21 protein-coding genes are annotated in these 25,822 nt (G+C 47.8%); 18 read left to right on the forward strand and 3 right to left on the reverse strand.

Annotation, left to right across the window (positions count from 1 at the left end):
- Window positions 1-3: 3 nt before the first annotated feature.
- From BUB19_RS01370 to BUB19_RS01455, 18 genes are all read left to right on the forward strand, one after another.
- Window positions 4-1,509: a RagB/SusD family nutrient uptake outer membrane protein gene (locus BUB19_RS01370; RefSeq protein WP_073090576.1), complete on the forward strand. Its 1,506-nt coding sequence runs from the start codon at window positions 4-6 to the stop codon at window positions 1,507-1,509.
- Between the two features lie 360 nt (window positions 1,510-1,869).
- The gene (locus BUB19_RS01375) at window positions 1,870-4,965 is read left to right on the forward strand and encodes a SusC/RagA family TonB-linked outer membrane protein (protein WP_073090581.1); all 3,096 of its coding nucleotides are present in this window, start codon (window positions 1,870-1,872) and stop codon (window positions 4,963-4,965) included.
- 30 nt (window positions 4,966-4,995) lie between these two features.
- Window positions 4,996-6,501 (forward strand): RagB/SusD family nutrient uptake outer membrane protein, encoded by a 1,506-nt coding sequence (locus BUB19_RS01380; protein ID WP_073090584.1) that lies wholly within the window; start codon window positions 4,996-4,998, stop codon window positions 6,499-6,501.
- 223 nt (window positions 6,502-6,724) lie between these two features.
- Entirely contained in the window at window positions 6,725-9,367 is a 2,643-nt protein-coding gene (locus BUB19_RS01385) for a c-type cytochrome (protein WP_245802750.1), read from the forward strand.
- A 78-nt stretch (window positions 9,368-9,445) separates the two neighbouring features.
- The gene (locus tag BUB19_RS01390) at window positions 9,446-10,243 is read left to right on the forward strand and encodes a 3-keto-disaccharide hydrolase (RefSeq protein ID WP_073091454.1); all 798 of its coding nucleotides are present in this window, start codon (window positions 9,446-9,448) and stop codon (window positions 10,241-10,243) included.
- A 101-nt stretch (window positions 10,244-10,344) separates the two neighbouring features.
- The gene (locus BUB19_RS01395; protein WP_073090592.1) at window positions 10,345-11,403 is read left to right on the forward strand and encodes an aldose 1-epimerase family protein; all 1,059 of its coding nucleotides are present in this window, start codon (window positions 10,345-10,347) and stop codon (window positions 11,401-11,403) included.
- A 41-nt stretch (window positions 11,404-11,444) separates the two neighbouring features.
- Window positions 11,445-12,650: a class I mannose-6-phosphate isomerase gene (locus BUB19_RS01400; RefSeq protein ID WP_073090595.1), complete on the forward strand. Its 1,206-nt coding sequence runs from the start codon at window positions 11,445-11,447 to the stop codon at window positions 12,648-12,650.
- Window positions 12,651-12,822: 172 nt separating this feature from the next.
- The gene (locus BUB19_RS01405) at window positions 12,823-13,854 is read left to right on the forward strand and encodes a sugar phosphate isomerase/epimerase family protein (RefSeq protein WP_073090598.1); all 1,032 of its coding nucleotides are present in this window, start codon (window positions 12,823-12,825) and stop codon (window positions 13,852-13,854) included.
- 50 nt (window positions 13,855-13,904) lie between these two features.
- Window positions 13,905-15,059: a Gfo/Idh/MocA family protein gene (locus BUB19_RS01410; protein WP_073090601.1), complete on the forward strand. Its 1,155-nt coding sequence runs from the start codon at window positions 13,905-13,907 to the stop codon at window positions 15,057-15,059.
- A 174-nt stretch (window positions 15,060-15,233) separates the two neighbouring features.
- Window positions 15,234-16,118 carry an EboA domain-containing protein gene (locus BUB19_RS01415; protein ID WP_073090604.1) on the forward strand — a complete coding sequence of 295 codons (885 nt, stop codon included), beginning with the start codon at window positions 15,234-15,236 and terminating at the stop codon, window positions 16,116-16,118.
- 105 nt (window positions 16,119-16,223) lie between these two features.
- Entirely contained in the window at window positions 16,224-17,135 is a 912-nt protein-coding gene (locus tag BUB19_RS01420) for a TatD family hydrolase (protein ID WP_178371415.1), read from the forward strand.
- An 8-nt stretch (window positions 17,136-17,143) separates the two neighbouring features.
- Window positions 17,144-18,043, forward strand: coding sequence for a UbiA-like protein EboC (gene eboC, locus BUB19_RS01425; protein ID WP_073090609.1), 900 nt, complete (start codon window positions 17,144-17,146; stop codon window positions 18,041-18,043).
- 70 nt (window positions 18,044-18,113) lie between these two features.
- Window positions 18,114-19,274 (forward strand): 3-dehydroquinate synthase, encoded by a 1,161-nt coding sequence (locus tag BUB19_RS01430; protein WP_178371416.1) that lies wholly within the window; start codon window positions 18,114-18,116, stop codon window positions 19,272-19,274.
- Between the two features lie 38 nt (window positions 19,275-19,312).
- Complete coding sequence (gene eboE / locus BUB19_RS01435; protein ID WP_073090612.1) at window positions 19,313-20,521, forward strand: metabolite traffic protein EboE; 1,209 nt, start codon at window positions 19,313-19,315, stop codon at window positions 20,519-20,521.
- Window positions 20,518-21,894 carry an alkaline phosphatase family protein gene (locus BUB19_RS01440; RefSeq protein ID WP_073091460.1) on the forward strand — a complete coding sequence of 459 codons (1,377 nt, stop codon included), beginning with the start codon at window positions 20,518-20,520 and terminating at the stop codon, window positions 21,892-21,894. The genes eboE and BUB19_RS01440 overlap by 4 nt, the downstream gene beginning before the upstream one ends.
- A gap of 47 nt (window positions 21,895-21,941) precedes the next feature.
- Entirely contained in the window at window positions 21,942-22,355 is a 414-nt protein-coding gene (locus tag BUB19_RS01445) for a transmembrane 220 family protein (RefSeq protein ID WP_073090615.1), read from the forward strand.
- A gap of 148 nt (window positions 22,356-22,503) precedes the next feature.
- The gene (locus BUB19_RS01450; RefSeq protein ID WP_073091464.1) at window positions 22,504-23,508 is read left to right on the forward strand and encodes an adenosine kinase; all 1,005 of its coding nucleotides are present in this window, start codon (window positions 22,504-22,506) and stop codon (window positions 23,506-23,508) included.
- Window positions 23,509-23,641: 133 nt separating this feature from the next.
- Window positions 23,642-24,043, forward strand: a complete 402-nt coding sequence (locus BUB19_RS01455; protein ID WP_143155878.1) for a hypothetical protein — start codon at window positions 23,642-23,644, stop codon at window positions 24,041-24,043.
- Between the two features lie 56 nt (window positions 24,044-24,099).
- Here BUB19_RS01455 and BUB19_RS01460 read toward each other — a convergent pair whose 3' ends face one another.
- The 3 genes from BUB19_RS01460 to ispF are packed head-to-tail and all read right to left on the reverse strand — an operon-like array spanning window position 24,100 to window position 25,795.
- Window positions 24,100-24,633 carry a hypothetical protein gene (locus BUB19_RS01460; RefSeq protein WP_073090621.1) on the reverse strand — a complete coding sequence of 178 codons (534 nt, stop codon included), beginning with the start codon at window positions 24,631-24,633 and terminating at the stop codon, window positions 24,100-24,102.
- The gene (mnmD, locus tag BUB19_RS01465; RefSeq protein ID WP_073090624.1) at window positions 24,618-25,307 is read right to left on the reverse strand and encodes a tRNA (5-methylaminomethyl-2-thiouridine)(34)-methyltransferase MnmC2; all 690 of its coding nucleotides are present in this window, start codon (window positions 25,305-25,307) and stop codon (window positions 24,618-24,620) included. The genes BUB19_RS01460 and mnmD overlap by 16 nt, the downstream gene beginning before the upstream one ends.
- Window positions 25,304-25,795, reverse strand: a complete 492-nt coding sequence (gene ispF / locus BUB19_RS01470; RefSeq protein ID WP_073090627.1) for a 2-C-methyl-D-erythritol 2,4-cyclodiphosphate synthase — start codon at window positions 25,793-25,795, stop codon at window positions 25,304-25,306. Before ispF ends, mnmD begins: the two co-directional genes overlap by 4 nt.
- Between the last annotated feature and the right edge of the window lie 27 nt (window positions 25,796-25,822).

Genomic DNA, 25,822 nt, shown 5'->3' on the forward strand with positions numbered 1-25,822 from the left:
GAGATGAAAAAATACACAGATATAAAATCCCTTTGTCTGGGAGCTTTGCTGGCATTTACCGCTTGCGACGAAGAGTTTCTGAACAAAACAGATCCTACCGTGCTGGTTGCCGACAACTTTTACCAGACCGAAAGTCAACTCATTCAGGCCGTCAATGGAGTTTATGGGCAATTGAGACCTTTGCACTTGAACCAATGGCAATACACGGAATTTATTTCAGACAATACCACCCTGCATTTCAATCCGGGAAACCGGGGACAGGGGCCTGCCCTGGAGGCATTGGAATTCTGGCAGTACAATCCGGCTACACCCAATATTACAAACCTTTACAACAGTACCTACGGAATACTGGTAAACGTGAATACCACTTTGCAAAAGCTTCCGGATGCCAATGCAAGCGATGCCATAAAAACCCGCTCAGAGGGGGAGATGAAATTTATCAGGGCATACCTGTATTTTCACCTGGTGCAGCACTTTGGCGACGTGATTGTGATCACCGAACCTGTAAGCTCCCCTGCAGAAGCTTTCGAATATGAGCGACAGCCTGTTGAGACAGTTTACCAGCAAATAATTTCAGACCTGGATGCCGCGGTAGATGCGTTGCCTGTGAGCTATGACGATGAGGTAGGGCGGGTGACCAAAGGTGCAGCACTGAGCCTGCTGGGAAAAGTGCACCTCACACGCAAACAATACCCAGAGGCCATACAGGCGCTAAACCAGGTGACCACCCTGGGTTATGACTTGTTGTCCGACTATGCTGCCATTTTTGACCCCCAAAACAAAAACCATCAGGAATCCATCTGGGATATCCAGTATCAGGGAGAGAATCAGTTTGGCGTAAACAGTAATTTTATCTACACCTTCGCTCCACGGGAGTCTTTCGGAGCAGTGATCGATTTTCCAGGACAGGAAGGTGGCGGATGGAATACACCCAGCAATGATATCATTGCGGCCTATGAAGAAGGAGACCTGAGGAAGGACGTTTCTTTAAAAGAAGGCTTCACCGACCTGGATGGTGAGTACGTGCCGGTACCGTTCATCAATAAGTACAATCATCCCCACTCCATCCGCGGGGTCACCAATGACAACTGGCCGGTAATCCGCTATGCAGATGTATTGCTAATGCTTGCAGAGGCCATCAATGAGACAGATGGACCCACCGGAGCCGCATATGGTTATCTGAACGATGTAAGGGAAAGGGCAGGTCTGGAACCCCTGAGTGGTTTGGGACAGGATGCATTCCGTCAGGCTGTAATGCAGGAAAGAAGGATTGAACTGGCCTTTGAAAATCACCGTTGGTTTGACCTGAAGAGAACCATGGGTACTCAGGAGCTGGTTACTTTCCTGAATGACTATGGATTGAGAGAGCGGGCAGATCCGACCACATCAAGAGAAGGCATCCCCTTTTCCAATGGAGATTTTATTTTTGAGGCCCATGAAATCTTGTTTCCGATCCCTCAGGACCAAATCAGGATCAATTCGGATTTGACCCAAAATCCAGGTTATTGAGGTCCGGATATTACATGATTTTTATCACCGGAAAGCAAAGCCATCAGCTCAGTTTTCCGGTGATTTGTCTTTCCGATAATTTTCCTCTTATCAAAAGTAAATTTTTATCAAGCTCAATACATTCTAATTATATATTCCTACTGCCCCTAATATAGATAACATTAGGAATAATATACTGTTTTGTCCTTTTTCGCTCAGATAAAATACAGCAATGAATATTTTTTCAGAATCTATATTGGCAAAATCTATTCAGCACAGTACAGGATGGCTGTAAAAAATATATGTGTTTAATTCCGGAAATTTTCACAGGCATGCCTGTGAGGATGTTAGGATAAATCCATGTAAATTAACCTAAAAATTATGAAAAAAGATTGTTACCCAATTTTGGATAGCAGGCGCCTGATTGCCTTCATGGCGGCCATGCTATTGACTTTCGTTTCCTATGCACAGGACACCGTTTCGGGTGTGGTGCGTTCTGAAGGAGACAATGAGACCCTTCCGGGAGTTTCTGTCCTCGTAAAGGGTACCACCAGGGGAACCGTCACCGATCTGGACGGCAGGTTTCAGGTGCAGGCAGCCCCGGGCGAGGTATTGTCTGTGAGCTATATCGGCTACAGCACCCAGGAAGTAACTGTCCAGGGAGGGCAGACGGAGTATGAGATCGTATTGGCGTCCTCTATGAGCGACCTGACCGAAGTAGTGGTCGTGGGGTATGGTAGCCAATTGAAAAAGGAAATTACCGGGGCTGTACAAACGATTCAGGGCGATGACCTGATGGACATCCCTGCTCCGCAGATGGCCCAGAAACTGCAAGGGCAACTAGCTGGTGTACAAATCAACCAGACCACAGGTAAACCAGGTCAGGGCATGAATGTCCGGATCAGGGGACAATTGTCCGTCTCTGCAGGAAGTGAGCCGCTTTATGTGGTGGATGGTTTCCCGATTACCGGAGACATTGCTACCTTGAATCCGGATGAGATCCAGGATATTACCATTCTCAAGGATGCTGCATCTACCTCCTTATACGGATCCCGGGCTGCAAATGGTGTGGTTTTGATTACAACCAAAAGAGGAAAAGCCGGTCAATCTTCAGTATCCCTAAACGTTTACACAGGATTGCAAAACGTCCCCCATTATAACCGACTGGAAATGATGGATGCAGTTGAGTTTGCGCAATTTAAAAAGGAGTATTTTGAAGACGCAGGACGTCCGGTTCCGGAAATGTTTCAGAATCCTTCCTCGTACGAGGGTCAAACCCAGGATTGGTACGATGCCTTATTGCAAACGGCTCCTATCACCAACTATAACCTGACGATTAACTCCAATACTGAGAAAATGCGCACCTCAGTGGTCGGAGGTTATTTTGATCAGGAAGGTGTGGTATTAAATACTGACTACGAGCGGTTTTCATTGCGGTTGAACACTGATTACACCGCTAATGATAAATTGACTTTGGGTTTTAACCTCGCTCCCACTTACGTCAGAGACAATACTCCAAGAACAGACGGGTCGAGAGGAACGGGTATATTATTCAATGCACTACATACCTGGCCAAATATGCCCATTTACGATGAAAATGGGGAGCTGACGTATTTCAATCGCTTTCCGAGTGAAACAGGAAATATTTTCGCCTATCCCAATTATGTGCGTTCTGCCCTTGAAATCACCAATGAGACCAAGCAAACCAATTTGCTGTCTAATGCCTATGTGTCATACCAGCCCATAGAGGGTCTCGAAATCAAGTCCACCATAAACGCCGAAATCAGAAACAGCAAGTATTTCTATTTCAACCCTTCCACTGCCACACCTGGCATGAATGTGGCCATTCCCACGGTGGCGTCTTCTGTCCGTGATAATCGGGAAATATTCAGTTGGTTGAATGAAAATACGGTAACCTATACTAAATCCATCAACGATCACAATTTCCAGTTGCTGGGAGGTTTTACCAATCAGAAATTTCGATTGGACCGTACCCAGGTGGCCGCCAATACCTATGCGGATGACCGCCTACCTACCGTACAGGGAGCCATCAATATCAATAGAGGCAGCACCATATCGGATGTACAGGAATGGGCCTTGACTTCTTTCCTGAGTAGGCTGACTTACAATTATCAGGGTAAATACCTGCTGACTGCGGCCATCAGGGCAGACGGATCCTCCCGATTTGGCTCTGAAAACCGCTGGGGTGTCTTCCCTTCTGTATCTGCAGGATGGGTGATGTCTGACGAAGGGTTTTTGAATACCAGCGACAAGGTTTCCTTCATGAAACTAAGGGGTAGCTATGGCGTAACCGGAAACAACAATATTGGTAACTATACCCAATATGCCCTGGTAAACAATACGGTAAACCATGTTTTCGATAACACGGTAGTACCTGGGGCGGCCGTTACCTCACTACAAAACCCATTCCTGGGATGGGAAACTACCCACCAATTCGATATCGGCCTGGATCTGGGATTACTTGACGACCGCATTCAGTTTGTCTACGATTTCTATACTAAAAACACCACCAACCTGCTTTACAACGTGCAGATTCCGCAGGAAGCCGGATTTGGCAGCTTCACCGATAATATTGGTGAGATCAAATTCTGGGGCCATGAGTTTGCCATCACTTCCAGAAATACCCAGGGGAAACTGGTATGGACCACCAATGCCAATATTTCCTTTAACAGAAACAAGGTATTGGATCTCGCCGAAGGTATCGACAGGGTGTATGGTACTTTCCACATAACCCAGGTAGGGCAGCCATTTGGCCAGTTTTACGGTTTGAGGAAGCTGGGCAACTACATGAATGAGGAAGATCTGAACAGCTCTCCACAGGTACCCGGCCGCTCTACGGTTGGTTCGATCAAACTGGAAGATGTAAATGGAGATGGCATCATTACCATTGGCGGGGATAACGATGACAGAACCATAATCGGCAACCCTTTCCCTGATTTTACCTACGGAATCACCAATAATTTCCGTTATGGAAAGTGGGATTTGAATATCATCGGATCCGGTTCCTATGGCAATCAGTTGTACATGAGACACCTTTACAGTACAGCTAACCTGGATGGGGTGTTCAATATGGTACAGAAAGCTACCGATCGTTTCCGTTCTCCTGAAAATCCCGGTGAAGGCATTTTCGGGACCACCGTGGGTGGAGGTAATGTGACCGGTATCGAAAGAGACTGGGCAAACAGCAACTTTGTATGGGATGCTTCCTTCTTTAGCATCAAAAACATTACTTTGGGGTACAATATAGGAGCCATTAAAAATGTAATCAAAGCTGCCAGGGTCTACGCGTCTGTTCAAAACGTGTATATTTTCACTCCTTATTGGGGTGGTCCCAATCCGGAAGTAAGTCAGCAAGATAATGGAAGTGGCGATGGCGGTAACCTGAGTCCTGGTATAGACCTTACCGGTTATCCCGTGCCAAGAACTTTTACAGTAGGTGCCAACATTACCTTCTAAAGAAGCTATTCATCTAAAATTGACTAAGAAATGAAAAAAATACATATTATAATAGCAGTTTTGGGGATCATGCTGTCAAGCTGTGAAGATTTCCTGACCATTGCTCCGGAGACGGCCCTGAGTTCGGCCACCTTCTATCAAACGGAGTCGGATTTTGAACAGGCTGTCAATGCAGCCTATGCACCTTTGCGTACCATTGCCAACGACCGTTCCTGGTTGCTTTGCGAAATGCGCTCCGACAACACCATCTATGCGCGGAATATCAACTTTGGTGCTACCGAGCAGCAGGAAGACCTTTCTGATCATGCCCTGCCTGAAGCACAGGGAATCACTTCCAATACGCATGTATTGAACCAGTATCGTCAGGATTACCTGATCATCGCCAGAACCAATCAGATTTTGGACCTGATCGATGACGTGAACTTTGATCAGGCTACCAAGGACAACCTGAAAGGTCAGGCGCTTTTCCTGCGCGGGTATGCCTACTATGAACTGGCCCGATACTTCGGTAGTGTTCCCCTTCACCTTACACCGGTTACTACCCGGGAAGAAGCTGCCCTGCCTTTGACGCCAGAGGCTGAAATCTATACCCAGCTTATCAGCGATATTCAGTCTGCGATCAATCTTTTACCTGTTCGCTCCCAGCAGGGAGTAGGCAGGGCCTCCAAAGGCGCTGCCCAGATGTTGCTGGCAGATGTGTTTATCACGCAAAAGCGCTGGGCAGAAGCCGAAACCTTGCTGAAGGCCATTGAAAACAGTGGCGAATATGAGTTGATCGAAAATTACGCCGATGTGTTTTCAGAAAGCGTTGCCAATAAAAACAATGCCGAATCCCTTTTTGAAGTGCAGTATCTGGAAGGTCCTGAGGGATTGAACAGCAGCTTTCTGTACAGTTTCATGCCCAGACCCATATCGCCTGATGAATTGCAACCCATTACAGGGACTTCCAATCCCCAGCCTTTGGATGGCGAAGGAAATAACATTCCTACACCTGACATCATTGCGGCTTACGAAGAGGGCGATTTGAGAGAGGATGCTTCCATAGCTTATGTAGAAATTTCAGGGAGCGACAGGGATGATAAGGTTTATCCTTACATTAAGAAATATGCCAAGCACCATGACCTGCATGGAAATCATGGAATCAACTGGCCAATTTACCGCTATGCAGAAGTATTACTTTTCCTGGCGGAAGCATTGAATGAGCAGGGCAAAACCGCAGAGGCTGCAGGCTACCTGAATATGGTAAGGAATCGTGCGGGGCTTGGAAATACCAGTGCATCCGGTCAGGCAGACATGAGGGAAGCCATTTTCAAGGAGAGAAGGGTAGAGCTGGCTTTTGAAAACAAAAGGTGGTTTGACATCACCCGTGCCGACAGGGTACAGGAAATTATTGGTGATTTTGGTCAAAGGGCTTTGGCCAACCCACAGGACTATTACTATCCTGAAGGTGCCACCTTCCGTTCCAATGCCTTTACCAATATTACCAAATACTATGCGCTGCCTGCTGCCGAAGCAGAGATTACCCCTCATTTCTGATACGTTGAAAAATATGAAATCAGCGGTGTAACCCAGCCAAAAAGACACAGCGGAGAGCATCATGGCTTTCCGCTGTTTTTGGTTAATTATTACCAAAGGTGTAATTTTCCTATTACTGGCTTTAATAAGCGGGCCAATTGGTTTAATTTTAAGCAGGTTTCTTTACGATCATTTGAATAAAGAATTGCCAATTAATAACAATCATATGTATAACAGAAATTCAATGAAAAACTGGCTGATGGCCGTAATCATTCTGGCAATTGCCGGAGCTTGCGGCGATGGAGGCAGTGGAGAGCAAAAGGATGTGCATCCCAAGGTAGCCAAGCTGAAATTACCTTCTGGCTTTGAAGCCGAGCACCTTTACAGTCCCGGAGAACATGAGCAGGGCTCATGGGTGGGCATGACCTTTGACGACAAGGACAGGCTGCTCACCGTAGACCAATACGGGGCGATATACCGGCTTGAGGTACCTGCTATCGGTTCAGATTCGCTGACTCCGAAGGTGGAGAAACTCATCATAGGGGAGAACGGGGATGGAAAAATCGGGATGGGCTATGCCCAGGGTTTACTTTATGCCTTTAATAGCCTTTATGTGATGGTAAACAACCGGGCAAACGAGAATTTCGACAAAGAAACCGGTCTTTATCGTTTACAGGATACCAATGGAGACGATCAATACGATAAAATCACCACCATCAAAGAATTTACCGGTAGTCCGGGTGAACATGGCCCCCACAGCATGGTGGTCTCACCTGATGGACAATCCATATACATTGTAGTTGGCAATCACATTGATGTGCCTGAAATGGACCATTACCGGATCCCCAGAGTATGGGCCGATGATAACCTGATCCCGGAAATTAAAGACCCCAGAGGACATGCCAATAACAGGGGCGCACCGGGAGGATGGGTAGCCAAAATTGATCCGGAAGGAAAAGAGTGGGAGCTGATCAGTGTAGGCTATCGAAACCCGTTTGACATCGCCTTCAATGAGGTGGGGGATCTCTTTACCTATGACTCGGATATGGAATGGGATTTTGGCATGCCCTGGTACCGACCTACCAGGATCAACCATGTAACCAGCGGCAGCGAATATGGCTGGAGAACAGGAAACAAAAAATGGTCTCCTGACTATACCGACAACCTTCCTGCAATTCTCAATATTGGGCAGGGTTCTCCTACCAATGTATTTTATGGCACAAAGGCCAAATTTCCCGCATCTTACAGGAATGCCTTATATGCTTTTGACTGGAGTTTTGGCATCATGTACAAAATAAATCTTGAACCCGAAGGCGGCTCCTATAAGGCTACCGGAGAAGAATTTATTTCAGGATCGCCACTGCCGCTTACGGATGGCGTAATCGGCCCTGATGGAGCCTTATATTTCATGACCGGAGGAAGAAGACTGGAGTCAGATCTGTACAGGGTGCATTATACCGGAGACCTGAGTGCCGATGAGAATGGTGGCCTGACAGAGGCAGATCTGCCGGAAGAACACCAGATACGTCGTAAACTGGAAGCCTACCATAGCGGTCCCCAATCCGGGGCAATCGATTTTGCCTGGCCTTACCTGAAGCATTCTGACAGGTTTGTGCAGTATGCTGCCAGAATTGCCGTAGAACACCAGCCGCTTTCAGAATGGCAAAGCAAGGCGCTGAATGAAAAAGATCCCAGAACATTGACCCAGGCCATGATTGCCCTGGCCAGACATGGTAGCTCCTCTCAGCGAGATGCCATGTTACAGGCTTTGATGGGGATAGATTACGGCGCTCTGAATGAACAGGATCAAATGGACCTTTCCAGGGCAGTAGAAGTGGTAATTGACCGGCATGGCAATCCTTCCGGAGCAGTGAGGAATCAATTGATCAGCTACCTGGATGAACATTTTCCTGCCCAAAGCAACCGCCTGAACAGGGTATTGGGCAAAGTGTTGGTGGCACTGGAAGCTCCGTCTGCCGTTCCACAGTTGCTGAGCCTGCTGGAAAGCGCTGAAGACGATCCTAATTTCCAGAAGACGCTCACCGCCTCTTCAGATCTGATCATGAGAAATCCTCAATATGGTCTGGATATCGCCAACATGCTGGCCAATGTACCCCCTGCACAGCAAACCTATTATGCTACCGTACTGGGTGGTGCCAAGGCTGGTTGGGATGAAGAAGCTTACGAGAAATATTTCAACTGGACCCACAATGCCTTTCAATACAAGGGAGGCAGAAGCTACGTTGGATTTATAGACAGGGCAAGAAAGATGGCACTGAGCACGGTGCCTCAATCCCAATACGAACGGTATGATGAATTATCCGGGGGCAAGCTGCTTACTGGCTCCGGAAATGACATCGCGGTGTCTGCGGTGCAGCCCGAGGGCCCCGGCAGAAGGTGGACAGTTGACGAGGCGGCACCGTTGGTAGAAGACCTGAGCGATCGGGATCTGGAAAAAGGTAAGGCCATGTATGCAGCCGCACTTTGTAGCTCCTGTCATGCCATTGGTGGAGAAGGCGGAGCTGTAGGGCCGGATCTGACCCAGTTGGGAACCCGCTTTACGCCAAAAGATATACTGGAGGCTACCTTAGACCCCAGTGCGGTGATTTCAGACCAGTATGCTGCCATGGTCTTTGTAATGGGCGATAAATCCTCTGTCGTAGGCCGGTTGATCCGGGAGGACGATGACACCTATTACGTATCCCAGAATCCATTTGCACCCGAAGTGATCAAGGAGGTCCCTAAGGATCAGGTGACCAGCATCAAGGAATCTGATGTCTCTGTCATGATGCCGGGATTGGTAAACCGGCTGAACGAAGAAGAACTCAAAGATCTGATGGCCTACCTCGTGTCGGGTGGCAACCCCAACCATGAGGTCTACCAATAATATTTCTCTATAAATAACCATATTTCAGGCCAGGCATTTTTGTTTGGCCTGAAAAATTTAAACCAAACCAGTATTCCGATGAAGAAGTTTTCCCGAATGACCCTTATGGCGGTTTTTTCCACGCTGGCATTTGCATGTGGATCCGGCCAGCAAAATGATTCCGAAACCGAGAGCGTGGCAGAAGCCGTGCAGGTGCAGGATGACAATGATGGATTTAAACAGATATTTGACGGCAGCACCCTGAACGGCTGGGATGGAGATCCTACCTACTGGCGCGTCGAAGATGGTGCTTTGATCGGCGAAATTACCGAAGAGACTACCCTGGAAAGAAACCACTTTATCATTTGGCAGGGTGGGCAGCCCGCAGATTTTGAATTCAAGGCCGAATTTAAAATCACGGAGGCAGGAAACTCAGGTGTGAATTACCGGAGTGAACCTGTAGAGGGGCTCGATCATGCTTTAAAGGGATACCAGGCAGATATCGACGGTCGCAACAATTATACCGGGCAAAACTATGAAGAAAGAAAAAGGACCACCCTTGCCTATATCGGACAAAAAACAAAAATCAACCCACAGGAGAAGGAGGGCGATTTGAGAGCCAATGTAGAAAGAAATGCCTGGCTTGGCCTGGAAGTGGTGGAAGAACTGGGAGACCGGGAAGAAATGAAAAAAAATGTCAAGTCCAATGACTGGAATGAAATTCATATCATCGCTAAAGGCAACAGGCTGCAGCACTACATCAATGGAACGCTGATGAGTGATGTGACCGACGAAGATCCTGCCAATAGGACAATGAAAGGATATTTGGGAATGCAGGTGCATGTGGGGCCTCCCATGCAGGTTGCTTACAAAAATATCTACATCAAGGAGCTGTAAGCTGAAAGACGCAGGGATATGACTTTTCCGCAGGCATACCCGAAAGAACAGGATAGTTGATAATATCAGATTAATTAAATTGTATCCAACAAACCAATTTTATGCAGGCAGGAAAACATCCATGGGAAGGAAAAGTAGGCAACGTCAGGCAGATTGGAGGTATTGAGACCTCTGTGCTTGACAATGGATCCGGCAAAGGCGTACGCATTGCCTGGGTCGACACCGGGTCAGGTCTTCGTTACCAGCTTGTGCTGGACCGGGCCATGGATATATCGGCTGCAGCTTTTGGATCTCATGGATTGTCCTGGATCAGCCAGGTGGGGATTACCCCTCCCTCACCTTTCACTGCAGAAGGATTGGATTGGTTGAGTACTTTTGGCGGCGGCCTGCTCACCAGCTGCGGGCTCAGCCACGTGGGTGGTCCTGAGGCAGATGAGCAGGGGAAACGTGGCCTACATGGAAAGATATCCAACCAGCCCGCCGAAATATTGGAGATCAAACAACCGGATCTAATCCATGGAGACCTGGACATGCACATTACCGGTGTCGTCCGGGAAAGCAGCGTATTCGGTCCCCATTTGGTTTTGAAAAGGACCATTTCCGGGACGCTGGGAGATGCCTGTCTGACAATCAGCGATGAGGTCACCAATACCTCAAATGTTGCTTGCCCACATATGCTGCTATATCATGTTAATTTTGGCTGGCCCCTGATAGATGAGGGCAGTCGTATTGTCTGGAAGGGTAAATGGAGGGCCGCTGACGGGGACCCTAAAAACCGGATTTTTAATGATGAGAACGATTTCAGACGATGTCCCCCACCCAGAAAGGATCATGACGGATTCGGAGAAGATGTGGCATTCATAGAACCGGAAGTGGAGTCCGACGGGCTTTGCCATGCAGGCATTTTTAATCCCGCATTGGGTTTCGCCCTTCGCATGAGGTTTGACAGGAAGCAATTGCCCTGGCTGATCAATTGGCAACACTGGGGAAAAAATGAGTATGTAACGGCACTGGAGCCCGGAACCCATCCCCCAATCGGCCAGCGCAGGGCCAGGGAAGAGGGTTCACTGATCATGCTTCAGCCCGGAGAAAAACGCAATTACAAATTGTGTTTTGACCTGCTGACAAAAGCGGAGGATATTGAGATATTTGTAAAATAAAATTTAGTGTGCAACTTCAACAATAAATCAAATTAGAACCTATGAGTTTGGCAAAAAAAGCATTAGAAGAGGGTCAGGGTATTTTGCGGCTGGCACCTACCTGGGTACCGCGGTCTTTCTGTGTTCCCGGAAGAAGGATAAAACTCCATCCCGACGATTATTATGTATTGGGAGGCGAACGGGGAGGTATTGATGAGCGCTGGCTTTCCTCTACCACCCCTGCCGAAAACGGGCCCCTTACAGGAAAGCATGAAGGGCTGAGCAAGGTGGTAGTCGGTGCCGCTGGGAAGGAAGAGCAGCTTCTTTTGAAAGACCTGATCGACGAACTTCAGGGAGAGATCATTGGAGATCGGATATGGAACGAGCACAAGAGCTGGCCCATGTATTCCAAGTTTTTCGACAATATGGGTCCCCTTCCTCACCATATCCATCACAATGATGAGCATGCTGCCAAGATAGGAATGAAAGGGAAGCCGGAAGCCTATTATTTTCCTCCGCAGCTAAACAACCACGGGGGTGACTTTCCCTATACGTTTTTTGGTATCGCCCCGGGTACGACCAGGGAGCAAATCAAGGAATGCCTGATGAACTTCACCAAGGGCGACAATAAGATCACCAGTTTTTCCCAGGCTTTTAAACTGGACCCCGGCACCGGCTGGGATGTGCCTCCGGGCATGCTGCATGCGCCTGGAAGTATGTGTACCTACGAGCCTCAGAAAGCATCCGATGTTTTTGCCATGTACCAGTCTCTGGTCAATGAGGCCATTATCCCGGAAGAGCTGCTTTGGAAAGGAACACCCAAGGACCGTATGGGAGATTACGATCAATTGATGGAAGTAATCGATTGGGAGCTCAATGTAGACCCGAACATTCTGGAAACCCGTTTTATGGCTCCAAAACCGGTGAAGGACCAGGGGGCCATGGAAGCAGAAGGGTATGTGGAAAACTGGATCTGTTACCGGTCGGATGCTTTCAGTGCGAAAGAGCTTACCGTTATGCCCGGACAGACAGTAACGATCAAAGACAGTGCGGCTTATGGGATGATCATGATGCAGGGGCATGGCACCATGGGCGTCTGGGATGTGGAAACACCCGCCCTGATCCGTTATGGACAGTTGACGAACGATGAATATTTCGTAACGGAGAAGGCCGCGAGTGAAGGCATCAGGATCAGCAATCATTCCAAAACGGATCCTATCGTGATGCTCAAGCATTTTGGCCCCGGCAATCCTGACCTGAAAATGTAGGATTTAGCACGTAATACAGCCGGAATCCGGCTAAATTCTGGGATTCTTTCAGTTATTTACTAAATTGAAGAGGATTTTTAGGGGGCAGATTTCCGGGAGCCAGAGAGCTGTCACCTTTCACAAAGCTTTATTTTAATTTCAATCAACTATTCATAATAAAAAAAATAATATTATGTCCCAAAATAATTTTCCAAAGTTACACAATGCCACCTGGCCTGGAATCGTAGGAAAGGGGCCAGATTCAGAACCCATCATTTCCTTTGATGAAATGCTGGAAAATACCGCTAAAGCAGAAGTAGACGGTGTGAAATTTGATGGGGTGGATATAGGTCTTTTTGATCCGCACATTGATCTGGAAATGGGCGATGACGGGGTGAAAAAACTTGTAGACAAAGTCTCTTCCTATAATCTGGAGATCGGCTCGGTAGTGGCGCCCATCTGGGGAGGTCCTATCCTGGGGTCAAAAGAAGATCGGGCTACCTATCTGGATCTGCTTGAGAAATCATGCAAGCTGGCATCAAAGCTAAGAGATGCAGGTATCCGGCCCAACGGCATTGTCCGGGTAGATACCGCCAGCAGCCCGGAGCAATGGGCCAAAGATCCCAAAGGCAGTCAGAAAATCATTGTGGAGACCTTTAAGGAAGCCTGCAAAATCGCTGAGAATTACGGTGAAAAGCTTGCTGCTGAGGGCGAAATTTGCTGGGGAGGAATGCACAGTTGGAAAACCATGCTGGAAACCCTGGAATCCGTAGATAGCCCTTATGTCGGTTTTCAAGCCGATATGGCACATACCCTGTTGTACACGCTGGGATACAATTACCCGGAACACAGGATTTTGCCGGAGGGGTATGATTGGAAAGACCGGTCTGTCTGGAAGGCAGCACTGAAGGAAATGACCGATGCACTCCGGCCATGGACCATAGATTTCCATGTGGCGCAGAATGATGCTACGGTATTTGGCTCAGGATCTCACGACAAGACCGGGAGGCACTGTCTGGCCAATGATCCCAATGGTAAATTGGAAATTGCAGAGGACGCCGGCTATTGGTTGAGAGATGAAAAAGGTGAGCTTACCAAAGCTTTCAAGCATATCTGCTGGGATGGATGTATGTTTCCCAACGCAGTGATGAGTAAGCAGGATACCTGGAACAATATCCTGGCAGCCATGATTAAGGTACGCGATGCACATGGCTGGAAAGCCTGAGCTTCTTTGGTACCGGACAAACCTTTATTTTCCAACAAATAACTAAAAACATGTCAGAGAAGAAGAAAATCAGAATAGGAATGATAGGTACGGGTCTGATGGGAAGGATCCATACCAACGGATACAAAAGATTGGGGGATTTCTTTCCCGAATACGAATACCGTCCTGTACTGCAGGTAGCGTGTTCCAGGAGGGAAGACAAGATTAAAGCTTTTGCCGAACAGTGGGGATATGCTTCCTACGAGACGGATTGGAGGAAGGTAATCGAGCGGGATGATGTAGATGCAGTAGATATCTGTACCCCCAACGACACCCACGCCGAGATTGCCATTGCTGCTGCCAAAGCAGGGAAAATGATATTGTGCGAAAAACCACTGGCCAGGACCCTTGACGAAGCCAAGGCTATGGTTGAGGCCATAGAGAAAGCCGGAGTGAAAAATACGGTATGGTACAACTACCGCCGTATACCGGCAGTGACGCTGGCCAAGCAGGTGGTCGATTCCGGAAAACTCGGAAAGATATTCCATTACCGGGCAAATTTCCTTCAGGATTGGACCATAAGCCCGGATCTGCCCCAGGGTGGAGACGCACTATGGAGGCTGGATGCAGACGCTGCCGGTTCGGGAGTTACCGGTGACCTGCTAGCCCACTGTATTGATACGGCCATGTGGCTCAATGGTGGAATAAAAGACGTATCGGGGATGACCGAAACCTTTATCAAAGAAAGAGTACATCAGGGTAGTGGTGAAAAGAAAAAAGTAAACATAGACGATGCCTGTTCTTTTCACTGCCATTTTGACAACGGCTCTCTGGGATTGTTTGAGGCGACCCGCTATGCAAGGGGACATAAGGCCCTGTATACCTTTGAGATCAATGGAGAGCATGCATCTATACGCTGGGACCTTCATGATCTCAACCGGCTGGAGTATTTTGATCACCGGGATGAGTCTGTGGTCAGAGGCTGGCGCTCTATCCATGTGACAGACCACGATCAGCCCTACATGGGACGCTGGTGGATCCCCGGTACCGGTATCGGTTATGAACATTCATTTATCCATCAGGTAGCTGACTTTTTCAAGAGCCTTGAAGGAAATGAACCTTGCGCTCCTACATTTAAGGATGCATACGAGACACAAAAGGTATGTCAGGCGGTTTTGGACTCTGCCGCTTCTAAAAGTTGGAAAGACACCGGTGTGGATTGGTAAAATCCGGCACCCTACTTGAATGATACATTAATCCGGGCCCATACAGGTCCGGATTTTTCCTTTTACTGCCAGGCTTTCGCCCAGACCCACCCGAAAAGATGATTGTTCTCATGATCAATTAATAGAATTGCAATAAGTGTTATATTTACGGAGTATTAACCCGAAAAGTGTACGATGATGCAATCGACCATCAGACAGTTTTTAAAAGATTTGTTAACCCGGAATAGTTCTGCGGAATCCATGCGCTGGCTGGAGGATCAGGTAGCCAGGATCAAAGGAGCGAAGGGAGACATGAAATTATTTCTGGCATTCAGTCAGGCGTCCAGACATTTTTCCAGAGAGAGACTGGGTCTGACAGCCTCGGACCAGTCGGCTGCCCATGAAATCAGACCCGGATTTCAGCCAGGCTTCTGGACCGTAATGCAAACGGCCCGGACCCTGCTGGTACTTGAAGCACTGACAGAAGAAAACGCAGACTGGGTACCCACTCTGGATAAGCTTTTCGAATCTGCGGATATGAACGAATTGGAGGCCTTGTATGCGGCGCTCCCCCTCTATCCCTTTCCGGAGAAATTCAAGAAACGTGCGGCCGAAGGGATCAGAACCAATATTACTTCGGTATTTGATGCCGTGGCATTAAACAACCCCTACCCTTCGGAATTTCTCGACGAGCCGGCATGGAATCAACTGTTGTTGAAAGCCATCTTTATGCAACGGCCGCTTTACCGGATCACCGGGGCAGATACCAGGGCCAATGTGAACCTGGCCAGAACCCTTGTAGACTATGTCCACGAGCGCTGGTCGGCCGGCAGAAATGTCGTTCCTGAATTGTGGCGGTTTGTGCATCCTTTTGCAGACGAAGAGATCATTGGCCTGTTTGAAAAAGTATTGCAGCAGGGCGGGGAATTAGAGCGCCAGGCGGTATCTCTGGCGTGTTTTCAGGCTGAGGCTGCCGGCTGCAAGGCGCTGCTGAGCCGGTATCCCGAATTCCTGGAGCCCATAGAAAGCGGTACAGTAAGTTGGGAGACAATAGGTCAAGCCTTCGATGCGGAGCGCTGACTGGATCCGTTATACTACCGTTACCCATTAAAATGTTCCGCTCATTTGGTAATGTTATGATTTGCATATAAAAAAGTTTAGGTTAGCAGGTAAAATTGACTCATTATGATGTATATCGATCCACACATACATGTGACTTCCAGGACAACTGACGACTACGAGGCCATGCAAAAAGCAGGTATCGTCGCCGTGATAGAGCCAGCCTTCTGGCTTGGGCAGCCAAGGACCAAGGTAGGCAGTTTTCAGGACTATTTCAGTAGCCTGGTGGGATGGGAACGGTTTCGGGCCAAGCAGTTTGGCATAGTTCATTACTGTACCATAGGCTTGAATTCCAAAGAAGCCAACAATGAAGCACTGGCCGAAGAAGTAATGGAGCTACTACCGCTTTATGTAGGCAAAGAGGGAGTGGTCGCCATCGGTGAGATCGGCTACGATGACCAGACTGCTGCGGAAGACAGGTTTTATCGCCTGCAGTTGGAACTGGCCAAAGAAGTGGATTTGCCAGTCATGATACATACCCCCCACAGGGACAAGAAAAAAGGTACTGTACGGAGCATGGACGTCAGCGAAGAGCATGGATTGGATCCAAAAATGGTCATTGTAGATCACAACAATGAGGAGACAGTTAAAGAGGTACTCGACCGCGGCTATTGGGCTGCATTTACCATTTACCCCCATACCAAGATGGGAAGTGAACGCATGGTGGAAATTGTGAGGAAATATGGTCCGGAAAGGATCATTGTAGATAGCGCAGCAGACTGGGGCATCTCCGATCCCCTGGCAGTACCCAAAACGGCTGCTTTGATGAAAGAGAAAGGTATTCCGGAGGCCCATATAGAAATGACCTGTTATGGAAATGCCCTGACGGCTTACGGACAAAGTGGACAGATGGAAGAAAAAGACTGGTTGGAGAAGGAGCCTATAGACCAAACCAAGAAGCACGGTGGAAACACCGTACTCAGGGGAGGACAAAAGCCACGGGTTGACAATGATTCTTCCAATATTATCGAGAACTAGCCCGTTTGATGTCAGTAATTTCTGCACACATCAGACTAACCCGGCCTGCCAATATCGTGACGGCAATAGCCGATATATTGGCCGGAGCTGCAATCGCTGGAGGACTCTATTTCACCGCTGGCAGCGGTGAATCCGTGGATTGGATAAAAATTGGCTGGCTGGTCCTGTCAACCATCGGTCTCTATGGCGGTGGCGTGGCCTTCAATGACGTATTCGATGCCGGGCTGGACAAGGTGGAGCGTCCGGAACGGCCCATTCCCAGTGGTAAGGCCAGTGTGCTAAGTGCTGCAGTGATGGGATCGCTATTACTTTTTGCAGGTGTGCTGGCCGCCTGGCAGGTCAGTTTGCATGCCGCAGGTCTGGCTTTTGCTGTCGCCGTGCTTGCCCTCCTGTATGACGCATGGGGCAAACATCAGTCATTTGTCGGGCCGGTCAACATGGGCCTTTGCCGGGCAGGAAACCTGTTGCTGGGTATGAGCCTTGTGCAGGATGCCTGGCGGGAATGGTGGTTTGTAGCTATTATCCCCTTACTCTATGTATCCGCCATCACCATGGTGAGCCGTGGTGAGGTGCATGGTAAAAATAAAAAGGCCCTGCAAGGAGGAGCCGCCATTTACAGTGGTATCATTTTGTTTATTTTTGCCGTAGCATATGCCCATAATGAGCAATGGTGGGAGAGCCTGCCCTTTCTGGTTTTACTGGCTGTCTTTATTTTCCCGCCCTTGCTCAAGGCGATAAAGCATCAGGAGCCCGCTTTGATTGGAAAGTCGGTGAAAGCGGCGGTTTTGGCATTGATTATCGTAAATGCCACGCTGGCAGCGGCTTTCGCGGGATGGCTGGTGGCCTTGTCGGTATTGATTTTGCTGCCCATCTCGCTTCAGCTGGCCAGGGCTTTTGCAGTTACTTAGTGAACCAAAACAGGCTTTTGTTACTTATTTATAATGAAATGAAAAGTTCTCAGGAACTGCCCGGAAAAAAATGAAAAAATTGGCAAATAAATCAATTGAACAGACTTTTAGCGTACCCTTCAGGTACCAGGTATTTTTTACAAAAAGTTTGTTTTCCACGAGCAATGAGCTTTTTGCACAGCTTGTCAAAGGGGATAAGCTACCCAAAGTCTATTTTGTTTTGGATGAAGGGCTGGTCCGGCACCATCCCAACCTGATAACTGAAATAGAAGCATACGCTCAGGCGAATGCCGATACCTTTACATTATGTGCCAGTCCCTTGGTGGTACCGGGAGGAGAGTATATCAAAAATGACCAGAGATATTTTCAGGAGGTATTAAAGGCGACCCATACCTATGGTATCGACCGGCATTCCTTCATCGTTGGTTTGGGCGGAGGCGCCTTGTTGGATATGGTTGGCTTCGCTGCTGCTATTGCCCATAGGGGTATCAGACACATCCGTATCCCCACCACGGTGCTTTCACAAAATGACTCCGGTGTAGGGGTAAAGAACGGAATCAATGCCTACGGAAAGAAAAACTACCTGGGCACATTTGCACCTCCCTTTGCCGTGATCAATGATCCGGATTTTCTTCAAACACTGGAAGAAAGGGATTGGAGATCGGGCATTTCTGAAGCCCTGAAGGTAGCACTGATCAAGGATGCATCTTTTTTCGTTTGGATAGAGCAACAGGCACTGGACCTGATGGATAAGGGCCATTCGGCTATGGAAGAATTGATCTTCCGTTGTGCGCAGATGCACCTGGATCATATCGCGTCAGGCGATCCCTTTGAGACAGGTTCATCCAGACCGCTTGACTTTGGACACTGGGCAGCACATAAATTAGAACACCTGACTGACTACAAAATACGACATGGAGAAGCGGTAGCTATCGGTATTGCTTTAGATACCACTTATTCCTTTTTATCCGGCAGAATTTCAGAAAATGAACTGAACCGGGTATTGGACCTGATCATAAAACTGGGATTTGATCTGTATGTTCCTGAGCTTTCAGGAGAAACACTTTTAGAGGGATTGAACGAATTCAGGGAGCACCTGGGGGGTGAATTGACCATCATGCTACTGGACAAGATCGGTAGCGGGGTAGAAGTACACCAGATGGATGAGGCATTGATCTTCAGGGCAGTGGAAAGATTGAATGAACTTCAACTGGCCTATCAGAAAGCCTGATCGGTTTGTTAATTACAAAATCAGGAAATTAGCCAAATATGCAAATTGCCGACAATCACCTTACCTATTGCACCAATATACACCCGGGCGAAAGCTGGGAAGCAACTTTTGAAAATCTAAAACAATACGTGCCCAAAATAAAGGCAAGCCTCAGTCCTGACAGGCCCTTTGCCATTGGTCTGAGATTGTCTGATGAAGCGAGTCGCGAACTGGTGGCAGAGGATGCATTGCAGCAGCTCCAATCATGGCTCAGGGATAACAATTGTTATGTTTTTACCCTAAATGGTTTTCCATTCGGAGGATTTCACCGGCAGGTGGTAAAAGATGAAGTGCACCATCCGGACTGGACCACCGAAGAAAGGCTTAAGTATACCCTCCGGCTGTTTGATATCCTTTCAGTACTCATGCCGGAAGGTATGGATGCAGGTATTTCTACCTCTCCTTTGAGCTACAAACATTGGCACCACAGCGAATCTGCAAGGAATGAGGTCCTGCAGTCCTCTTGCCTACACATGCTGGAGGTGGTGGATTACCTCTACAATATCTATTTGGAGCGGGGAAAGCTGCTCCATCTGGACATTGAGCCGGAACCGGACGGGATGATAGAAAATGCTGCCGGAATTCATTCATTTTTCGACACCTGGCTGCTTCCCAAAGGAGTGGATATGCTTACCGGAAAATATCAGGTTTCCAGGGAAGAAGCCCTGGATATTATCCGCAATCATGTAAGGGTTTGCTATGATGTCTGCCACTTTGCCGTGGCCTATGAAGATCATCAAAAAGTATTGGACAATTTTAAAAAGGAAGGGATCAAAATTGGTAAATTTCAGTTGAGCGCAGCCCTGAAAATAGGCATTCCTGTGGAAGTGAGCCAAAAGAAGCAGGTGGAAAAAGCATTATTGCCTTTCGTAGAGTCGACCTACCTGCATCAGGTAATCGGGCAATCGGCGGACAGGCAGCTTCAGGCTTATCCTGACCTGCCAGATGCCTTGCTAAAGCTGGCAGACAGCCGTGACCGGGAATGGCGCATACACTTCCATGTGCCCGTATTTTTATCCAGCTATGGTACCCTCCGGTCTACACAGGAGGATATTCTGACGGTTTTGAACTTAAACGGTCTAAACCACTATTCGAATCAATTGGAAGTAGAAACCTACACCTGGGAGGTATTGCCGGAAGACATACATTTATCACTTGATCAGTCTATCTCCAGAGAGCTGGATTGGGTGAAAAATCAGATCACATGAAGAAAACCGTAGTACTTAATATTGTCGCATTGTCCGCTAGGGTTATTGGCCCCCACACACCATTTTTAAGCCAATGGATTAAAGCGCGCAAACAATCTGCTATCAAGCCTGTACTGCCGGCAGTGACCTGCTCTGCACAGTCCGTGTACCTGACAGGCAAATGGCCCCGGGAAAATGGTATAGTAGGAAACGGGTGGTATTTTAAAGACGAATGTGAAATTAAATTCTGGAGGCAATCCAACCATCTGGTACAGGCACCCAAGGTATGGGATGCCCTGAAAGCAGAAGATCCAAATTTCACCTGTGCCAATATGTTCTGGTGGTACAACATGTATTCTTCCGTAGATTATGCGGTTACTCCCCGGCCGCTGTATCCTTCAGATGGCCGGAAACTCCCCGATATACACAGCCAGCCCATGGGTCTGAGAGACCGCCTTCAAAAAGAATTGGGGCAGTTTCCCCTTTTCTCTTTTTGGGGGCCAAATGCCAATATTTCTTCCTCCAAATGGATCGCAGAGGCATCCATGAAAGTAGACGAGTGGCACGATCCTACTCTTACGTTTATCTACCTGCCCCATCTGGATTACGCCCTGCAAAAATTTGGGATAGATTTTAATAAAATAGGCGATGAACTGAAGGAAATAGATGCCTTGTGTGAGCGGCTGATCGGGTATTATGAAAACCGAGGGGCGGAAATCATATTGTTGTCGGAATATGGGATTACCTCAGTAAACCAACCCATTCACATCAACAGAGCACTACGTAAGGCGGGTTACATACAGGTAAAAGACGAATTGGGCCTGGAGACACTCGACGCCGGTACAAGCAAAGCATTTGCTGTTTCTGACCACCAGCTCGCCCATGTTTACCTCAATGACCCGGGAGAGAAGGGCGCGGTGAAAAAATTGCTGGAGGGCCTTGCAGGAGTGGAAATGGTATTGGATAAGAAGGAGCAGGAAACATATCAGCTCGGGCATGACAGGGCAGGAGACCTGGTAGCGGTGGCAGATAAGGACTCCTGGTTTACGTATTACTACTGGCTCGATGACCGAAAGGCTCCCGATTATGCGCGGACAGTAGATATTCACCGCAAGCCGGGATATGACCCTGTAGAGATGTTTGCCAATCCGGATATCAGATTCCTGAAGGCAAAGCTGGGCTGGACACTGCTAAAGAAAAAGCTGGGGTTCAGGTATCTGATGGATGTCATTCCGCTGGATGCCAGTCTGGTAAAGGGCTCTCACGGTAGGATCAGCGAAAGCGACCTGGACTGGCCGGTGCTGGTAAGAAATGGTGCTTCTGAGGTTGAACGGGAAAAAGTTGATCCCACAGCCATTTATTCGCTGATCTACGATACCGTGAGGCAAAAATGAGTTTTCGAAACAGGATTTAGGCCAAAATTTTCTAATTTAGTGAAATCATGAGTAAGGTTTGGAAAAGGTTTTTTGGAATCTGTGCGGTGCTGTTTTTGTTGTTTGCCTATTGGCAGATCAATGATCCGGACCCGGAGTTTTGGGTGCCTGCATATCTGCTTGCGGCAGTCACAGCCGGGTTTGCCTTTTTTGGTAGATTCAACGTAAACATCTCGGTAATCTTCACTTTTACCTTCCTCATTGCGGCAATATTCTTCTGGCCGGAAAATATCTTTTCCTGGGTAGGACAGGAATGGGAGCAAAAGAATCTCTCCATGAAAACACAGGGCATGGAAATCAACAGGGAGTTTTTCGGTCTTCTGGTGGCAGCAGTGGTATTTGCACTGACGGCCATCATTGGCAGGAGGAAGCGTCTTTTGGAAAATCAGAAAAAATCAAATGTAAAACGGTCTGATCAATGATTTTTGCGCCTTTATCGATGCCTCATATACCTTACCGATTACACCAAAGTTTCGACCGGCAGGATCAGTTTTCTTCCAGGTGTAGGAAAGCCCATCCAGCCTGCGCCTCATGAAAAGTAATGACCACTTAAATTACAATTACAAACAGATGAAGAAATACGATGTGACAGGTATAGGAAATGCGCTTGTCGATATAGAATTTGAAGTCAGCGATTCATTTTTGGAAAAAAATGGCATAGAAAAGGGCTTGATGACGCTTGTGGATGAGGAGAGACAAAGTGACCTCATGGCTGCCATCAATACCAGGACTTCGAAGCTGCAGTGCGGGGGTTCTGCAGCCAATACCATCATTGCCCTGAGCCAATTTGGCGGCAGTGCATATTACTGCTGCAAGGTAGCTCAGGATGAGTTGGGCAGATTCTTTATGGAGGATCTGAGGGACTCCGGTGTAAGTCACAACCTGGATCCCTTTCAGCTAGAGCAGGGCATCACAGGAAAATGTCTGGTGATGGTGACGGCAGATGCGGAAAGGACGATGAATACCTTTTTAGGCATCACCCAAACCTTTTCGAAGGCGCAGTTGAATATCGAAGCCATAAAAAGTTCCAAATACCTCTACATAGAAGGCTATCTGATTACTTCCCCGGATGCCAGGCTTGCCATGATGGAGGCTAAAAAGGTAGCGAAGGAAAATGGGGTGAAAGTGGCCCTGACCTTTTCGGACCCGGCCATGGTCAAGTATTTCTCAGAGGGGTTTCAGGAGTTGATCGGCTCCGGAGTAGACCTGCTTTTCGCCAACGAAGAAGAGGCCATGATCTATACCGGAAAGGACAACCTTGCCGAGGCCAGGGAAGCCATGAAAAAGCTGGCAGATCACTTCGTCATTACCCAGGGAAAGAATGGAGCCATGATCTATGACGGAGACACGTTCATCGATATCGAACCCTATCCCACTGTAGCTGTGGACAGCAACGGTGCCGGTGACATGTTTGCCGGTGCTTTTCTTTATGGAATCACAAATGGACACTCTTATGCTTCCAGCGGTAAACTGGCCAGTATGGCCTCATCCAAAATAGTCAGCCAATTTGGTCCCCGCCTTGCCTGGGAAGAGGCAGGTAAAATTCTTGACCGTCTCAGCCCAACACAGACATAGATCCCGATGAAATATATATAGGTGAACAGGAATTTAGGCCATTCCTGTGCCTGATATGTTTCTGAAAAAGTTGCTATTACAGTCTTTTATAAATAAATTGATGGGCATATTCGTAAACCCAAAACATTTAATCATGAAAAGTCGTGAAATTTCAAAAAATTCATTTCGTTATGGCCTGCTCTTACTGGCCATAGGCTGTTTTGTTTTCTTTCAGGTCGACGCTTTTGAAAAAGAGGGAGATGGTGAAGAAATCAGTGTTACCGGAGAGGTTTTGGATCTTTCCTGTTTTATGGCCAGTGGTGCCAAGGGAGAAGGCCATAAAGGTTGCGCCGAAAAGTGCATGGCCAATGGCATGCCTATTGGACTGCTTGCCTCAGATGGCAAGGTCTATCTGCTGGTAGAAGATCATAAGAATGCAAGCCCCTACCAATCGTTAAAGGAACTCGCTGCTGCTAATGTGGAGGTGACTGGAAGCTATTTTGTCAGAAATGGCATGCCTGGCATTGTAATTAAAAAGGTATCGGAAAAGGCCTGATTGAATCAAAAGGCCACTTTAGTGACTCAGGGGCGGGAATACTTCCGTCCCTTTTTTTATTCTGCGAAGACTACATGTGTAAATGAATAATGGGTGCTTACCAGGCTGTCTTCTGTCGAGGGAATGTATTGTAACTGAAAGAGTACCCGGTTCAGATCCAAAGCATCATTGATCACTACCTGATAGGCTTGTTTACCGGTATTGGTGACGACATAGTCAGGGTATTCCGGAAAAGTAAATTGGATTTGGCCAGGATATTCCAGGGGAAACCGGGCTTTTAAATAGAATTTGTCCTCAAAAAGAAATGCATCCAGTATCTGTGGATAAAATTTATTGTAAATTCGAGCCCCGTTGACCAGCAGGCTTTCATATAAAATGATGTTGTCTTCCAGGTGTTTTTGCCGGGTACTGTCCCCTTCCTCCTCTTCAAACCAACCTTTTTTCCTCGGTGATACATTCGTATTAGGAGCTGATATTGCCTCTTCTAAGTACCTTTTTGAATTTTTCGCATCCTTATTCGGGTTGCAGCCTGATCCTATCCAGCAAAAAAGAAACAGCAGTAATACCGACTTACCTAATTTTGCTTCCATGCCCGGGTCATTTCCTTTTTACCGGGAGGGCCGGGTACTTCGTCCAGTTTCATTCCCAGTTTCGATAGGTTTTTCTTAAGGTGTCCGGCTGCACAATAGGTTACGAAAACTCCATTCGGCTTCATGCTTTCAGAGACCTTTTGAAGCATGGCTTCCTCCCACAATTCCGGTTGCTTCTTTGGAGAGAAGGCATCAAAGTAGACGACGTCTGCAGGGTAGAGCTTTACCTCCTCGAGGCCTGCTTTTTCTTTTTTGATGTTGAAATAGTCCGTGACAGGTTTGCCTTCATTCCAGTCCATTTGGTGCAACCGTTTGAAATACCCGTTGTAGTGGGTCAGGGTTTCATCCATCTGAGTAAAGTTAAGCGCATTGTAAATCTCAGGACGCAGCGGATAGGGGTCTATGGTGTGATAGAGCACCGGTACCTGGTTTTGTTCAGCCCATATAAGCGTAAGCCAGGCGTTCAGACCCGTACCGAAGCCAACCTCAAAGATCCGGATCGGGAATTTCCCCCTGTTCCTGGCATACCAGGCCTCCAATCCGTAAAGTAGGAACACATGGATAGATTCCCGGTATGCACCGTGCGAGGAATGGTAGCTTTCATTGATTTCGGGCAGATAGACGGAATGCGAACCGTCATCGGTGGTGATGATTTTGGGTTCCTGACGGGTCATGGTGTATGTTGTTGATGGATCAAAGCTACGCAGTACGCAGATACGCCTTCTTCCCGCCCTACAAAGCCAAGCCTTTCTGTAGTAGTCGCTTTGATAGAAATTTTGTCTTCGGAGACATGCATTACTTTGGCCAGGCAGGCTTTCATTTCCGGGATGAATGGATTTATTTTGGGTTGCTGCAGACACAGGGTCACGTCCAGGTTGCCCAATTCATATTTGTCTCTGGCCAGTAATTCCATGACTTGCTGCAGCAATATCTTGCTGTCAATGCCCTTGTACCGGGGGTCCTGATCCGAAAAGTGATAGCCAATATCCCTGAGATTGGCAGCGCCAAGCAAGGCGTCACAGATCACATGTATGACCACATCGGCATCAGAATGCCCCGTCGCTCCTTTGTCATGTGGCACTTTTATTCCTCCCAGCCAGAAAGGAGCTCCCTCTTTGAGCTGATGTACATCATATCCGAATCCAACACGGAAAGCACTCATATTTGTTGTTTTTTGTGTGTGTTTTAT

Source organism: Cyclobacterium lianum (assembly GCF_900143075.1).
GTDB lineage: Bacteria > Bacteroidota > Bacteroidia > Cytophagales > Cyclobacteriaceae > Cyclobacterium > Cyclobacterium lianum.

Coding starts and splice junctions, on each gene's coding strand:
- BUB19_RS01375 (WP_073090581.1), top strand. CDS start 1,870: ATGAAAAAAGATTGTTACCCAATTTTGGATAGCAGGCGCCTGATTGCC.
- BUB19_RS01380 (WP_073090584.1), top strand. CDS start 4,996: ATGAAAAAAATACATATTATAATAGCAGTTTTGGGGATCATGCTGTCA.
- eboE (WP_073090612.1), top strand. CDS start 19,313: ATGCAAATTGCCGACAATCACCTTACCTATTGCACCAATATACACCCG.
- BUB19_RS01440 (WP_073091460.1), top strand. CDS start 20,518: ATGAAGAAAACCGTAGTACTTAATATTGTCGCATTGTCCGCTAGGGTT.
- BUB19_RS01390 (WP_073091454.1), top strand. CDS start 9,446: ATGAAGAAGTTTTCCCGAATGACCCTTATGGCGGTTTTTTCCACGCTG.
- BUB19_RS01405 (WP_073090598.1), top strand. CDS start 12,823: ATGTCCCAAAATAATTTTCCAAAGTTACACAATGCCACCTGGCCTGGA.
- BUB19_RS01460 (WP_073090621.1), bottom strand. CDS start 24,633: ATGGAAGCAAAATTAGGTAAGTCGGTATTACTGCTGTTTCTTTTTTGC.
- mnmD (WP_073090624.1), bottom strand. CDS start 25,307: ATGACCCGTCAGGAACCCAAAATCATCACCACCGATGACGGTTCGCAT.
- eboC (WP_073090609.1), top strand. CDS start 17,144: ATGTCAGTAATTTCTGCACACATCAGACTAACCCGGCCTGCCAATATC.
- BUB19_RS01400 (WP_073090595.1), top strand. CDS start 11,445: ATGAGTTTGGCAAAAAAAGCATTAGAAGAGGGTCAGGGTATTTTGCGG.
- BUB19_RS01445 (WP_073090615.1), top strand. CDS start 21,942: ATGAGTAAGGTTTGGAAAAGGTTTTTTGGAATCTGTGCGGTGCTGTTT.
- BUB19_RS01395 (WP_073090592.1), top strand. CDS start 10,345: ATGCAGGCAGGAAAACATCCATGGGAAGGAAAAGTAGGCAACGTCAGG.
- BUB19_RS01455 (WP_143155878.1), top strand. CDS start 23,642: ATGAAAAGTCGTGAAATTTCAAAAAATTCATTTCGTTATGGCCTGCTC.
- ispF (WP_073090627.1), bottom strand. CDS start 25,795: ATGAGTGCTTTCCGTGTTGGATTCGGATATGATGTACATCAGCTCAAA.
- BUB19_RS01450 (WP_073091464.1), top strand. CDS start 22,504: ATGAAGAAATACGATGTGACAGGTATAGGAAATGCGCTTGTCGATATA.
- BUB19_RS01370 (WP_073090576.1), top strand. CDS start 4: ATGAAAAAATACACAGATATAAAATCCCTTTGTCTGGGAGCTTTGCTG.
- BUB19_RS01385 (WP_245802750.1), top strand. CDS start 6,725: ATGAAAAACTGGCTGATGGCCGTAATCATTCTGGCAATTGCCGGAGCT.
- BUB19_RS01420 (WP_178371415.1), top strand. CDS start 16,224: ATGATGTATATCGATCCACACATACATGTGACTTCCAGGACAACTGAC.
- BUB19_RS01430 (WP_178371416.1), top strand. CDS start 18,114: ATGAAAAAATTGGCAAATAAATCAATTGAACAGACTTTTAGCGTACCC.
- BUB19_RS01415 (WP_073090604.1), top strand. CDS start 15,234: ATGATGCAATCGACCATCAGACAGTTTTTAAAAGATTTGTTAACCCGG.
- BUB19_RS01410 (WP_073090601.1), top strand. CDS start 13,905: ATGTCAGAGAAGAAGAAAATCAGAATAGGAATGATAGGTACGGGTCTG.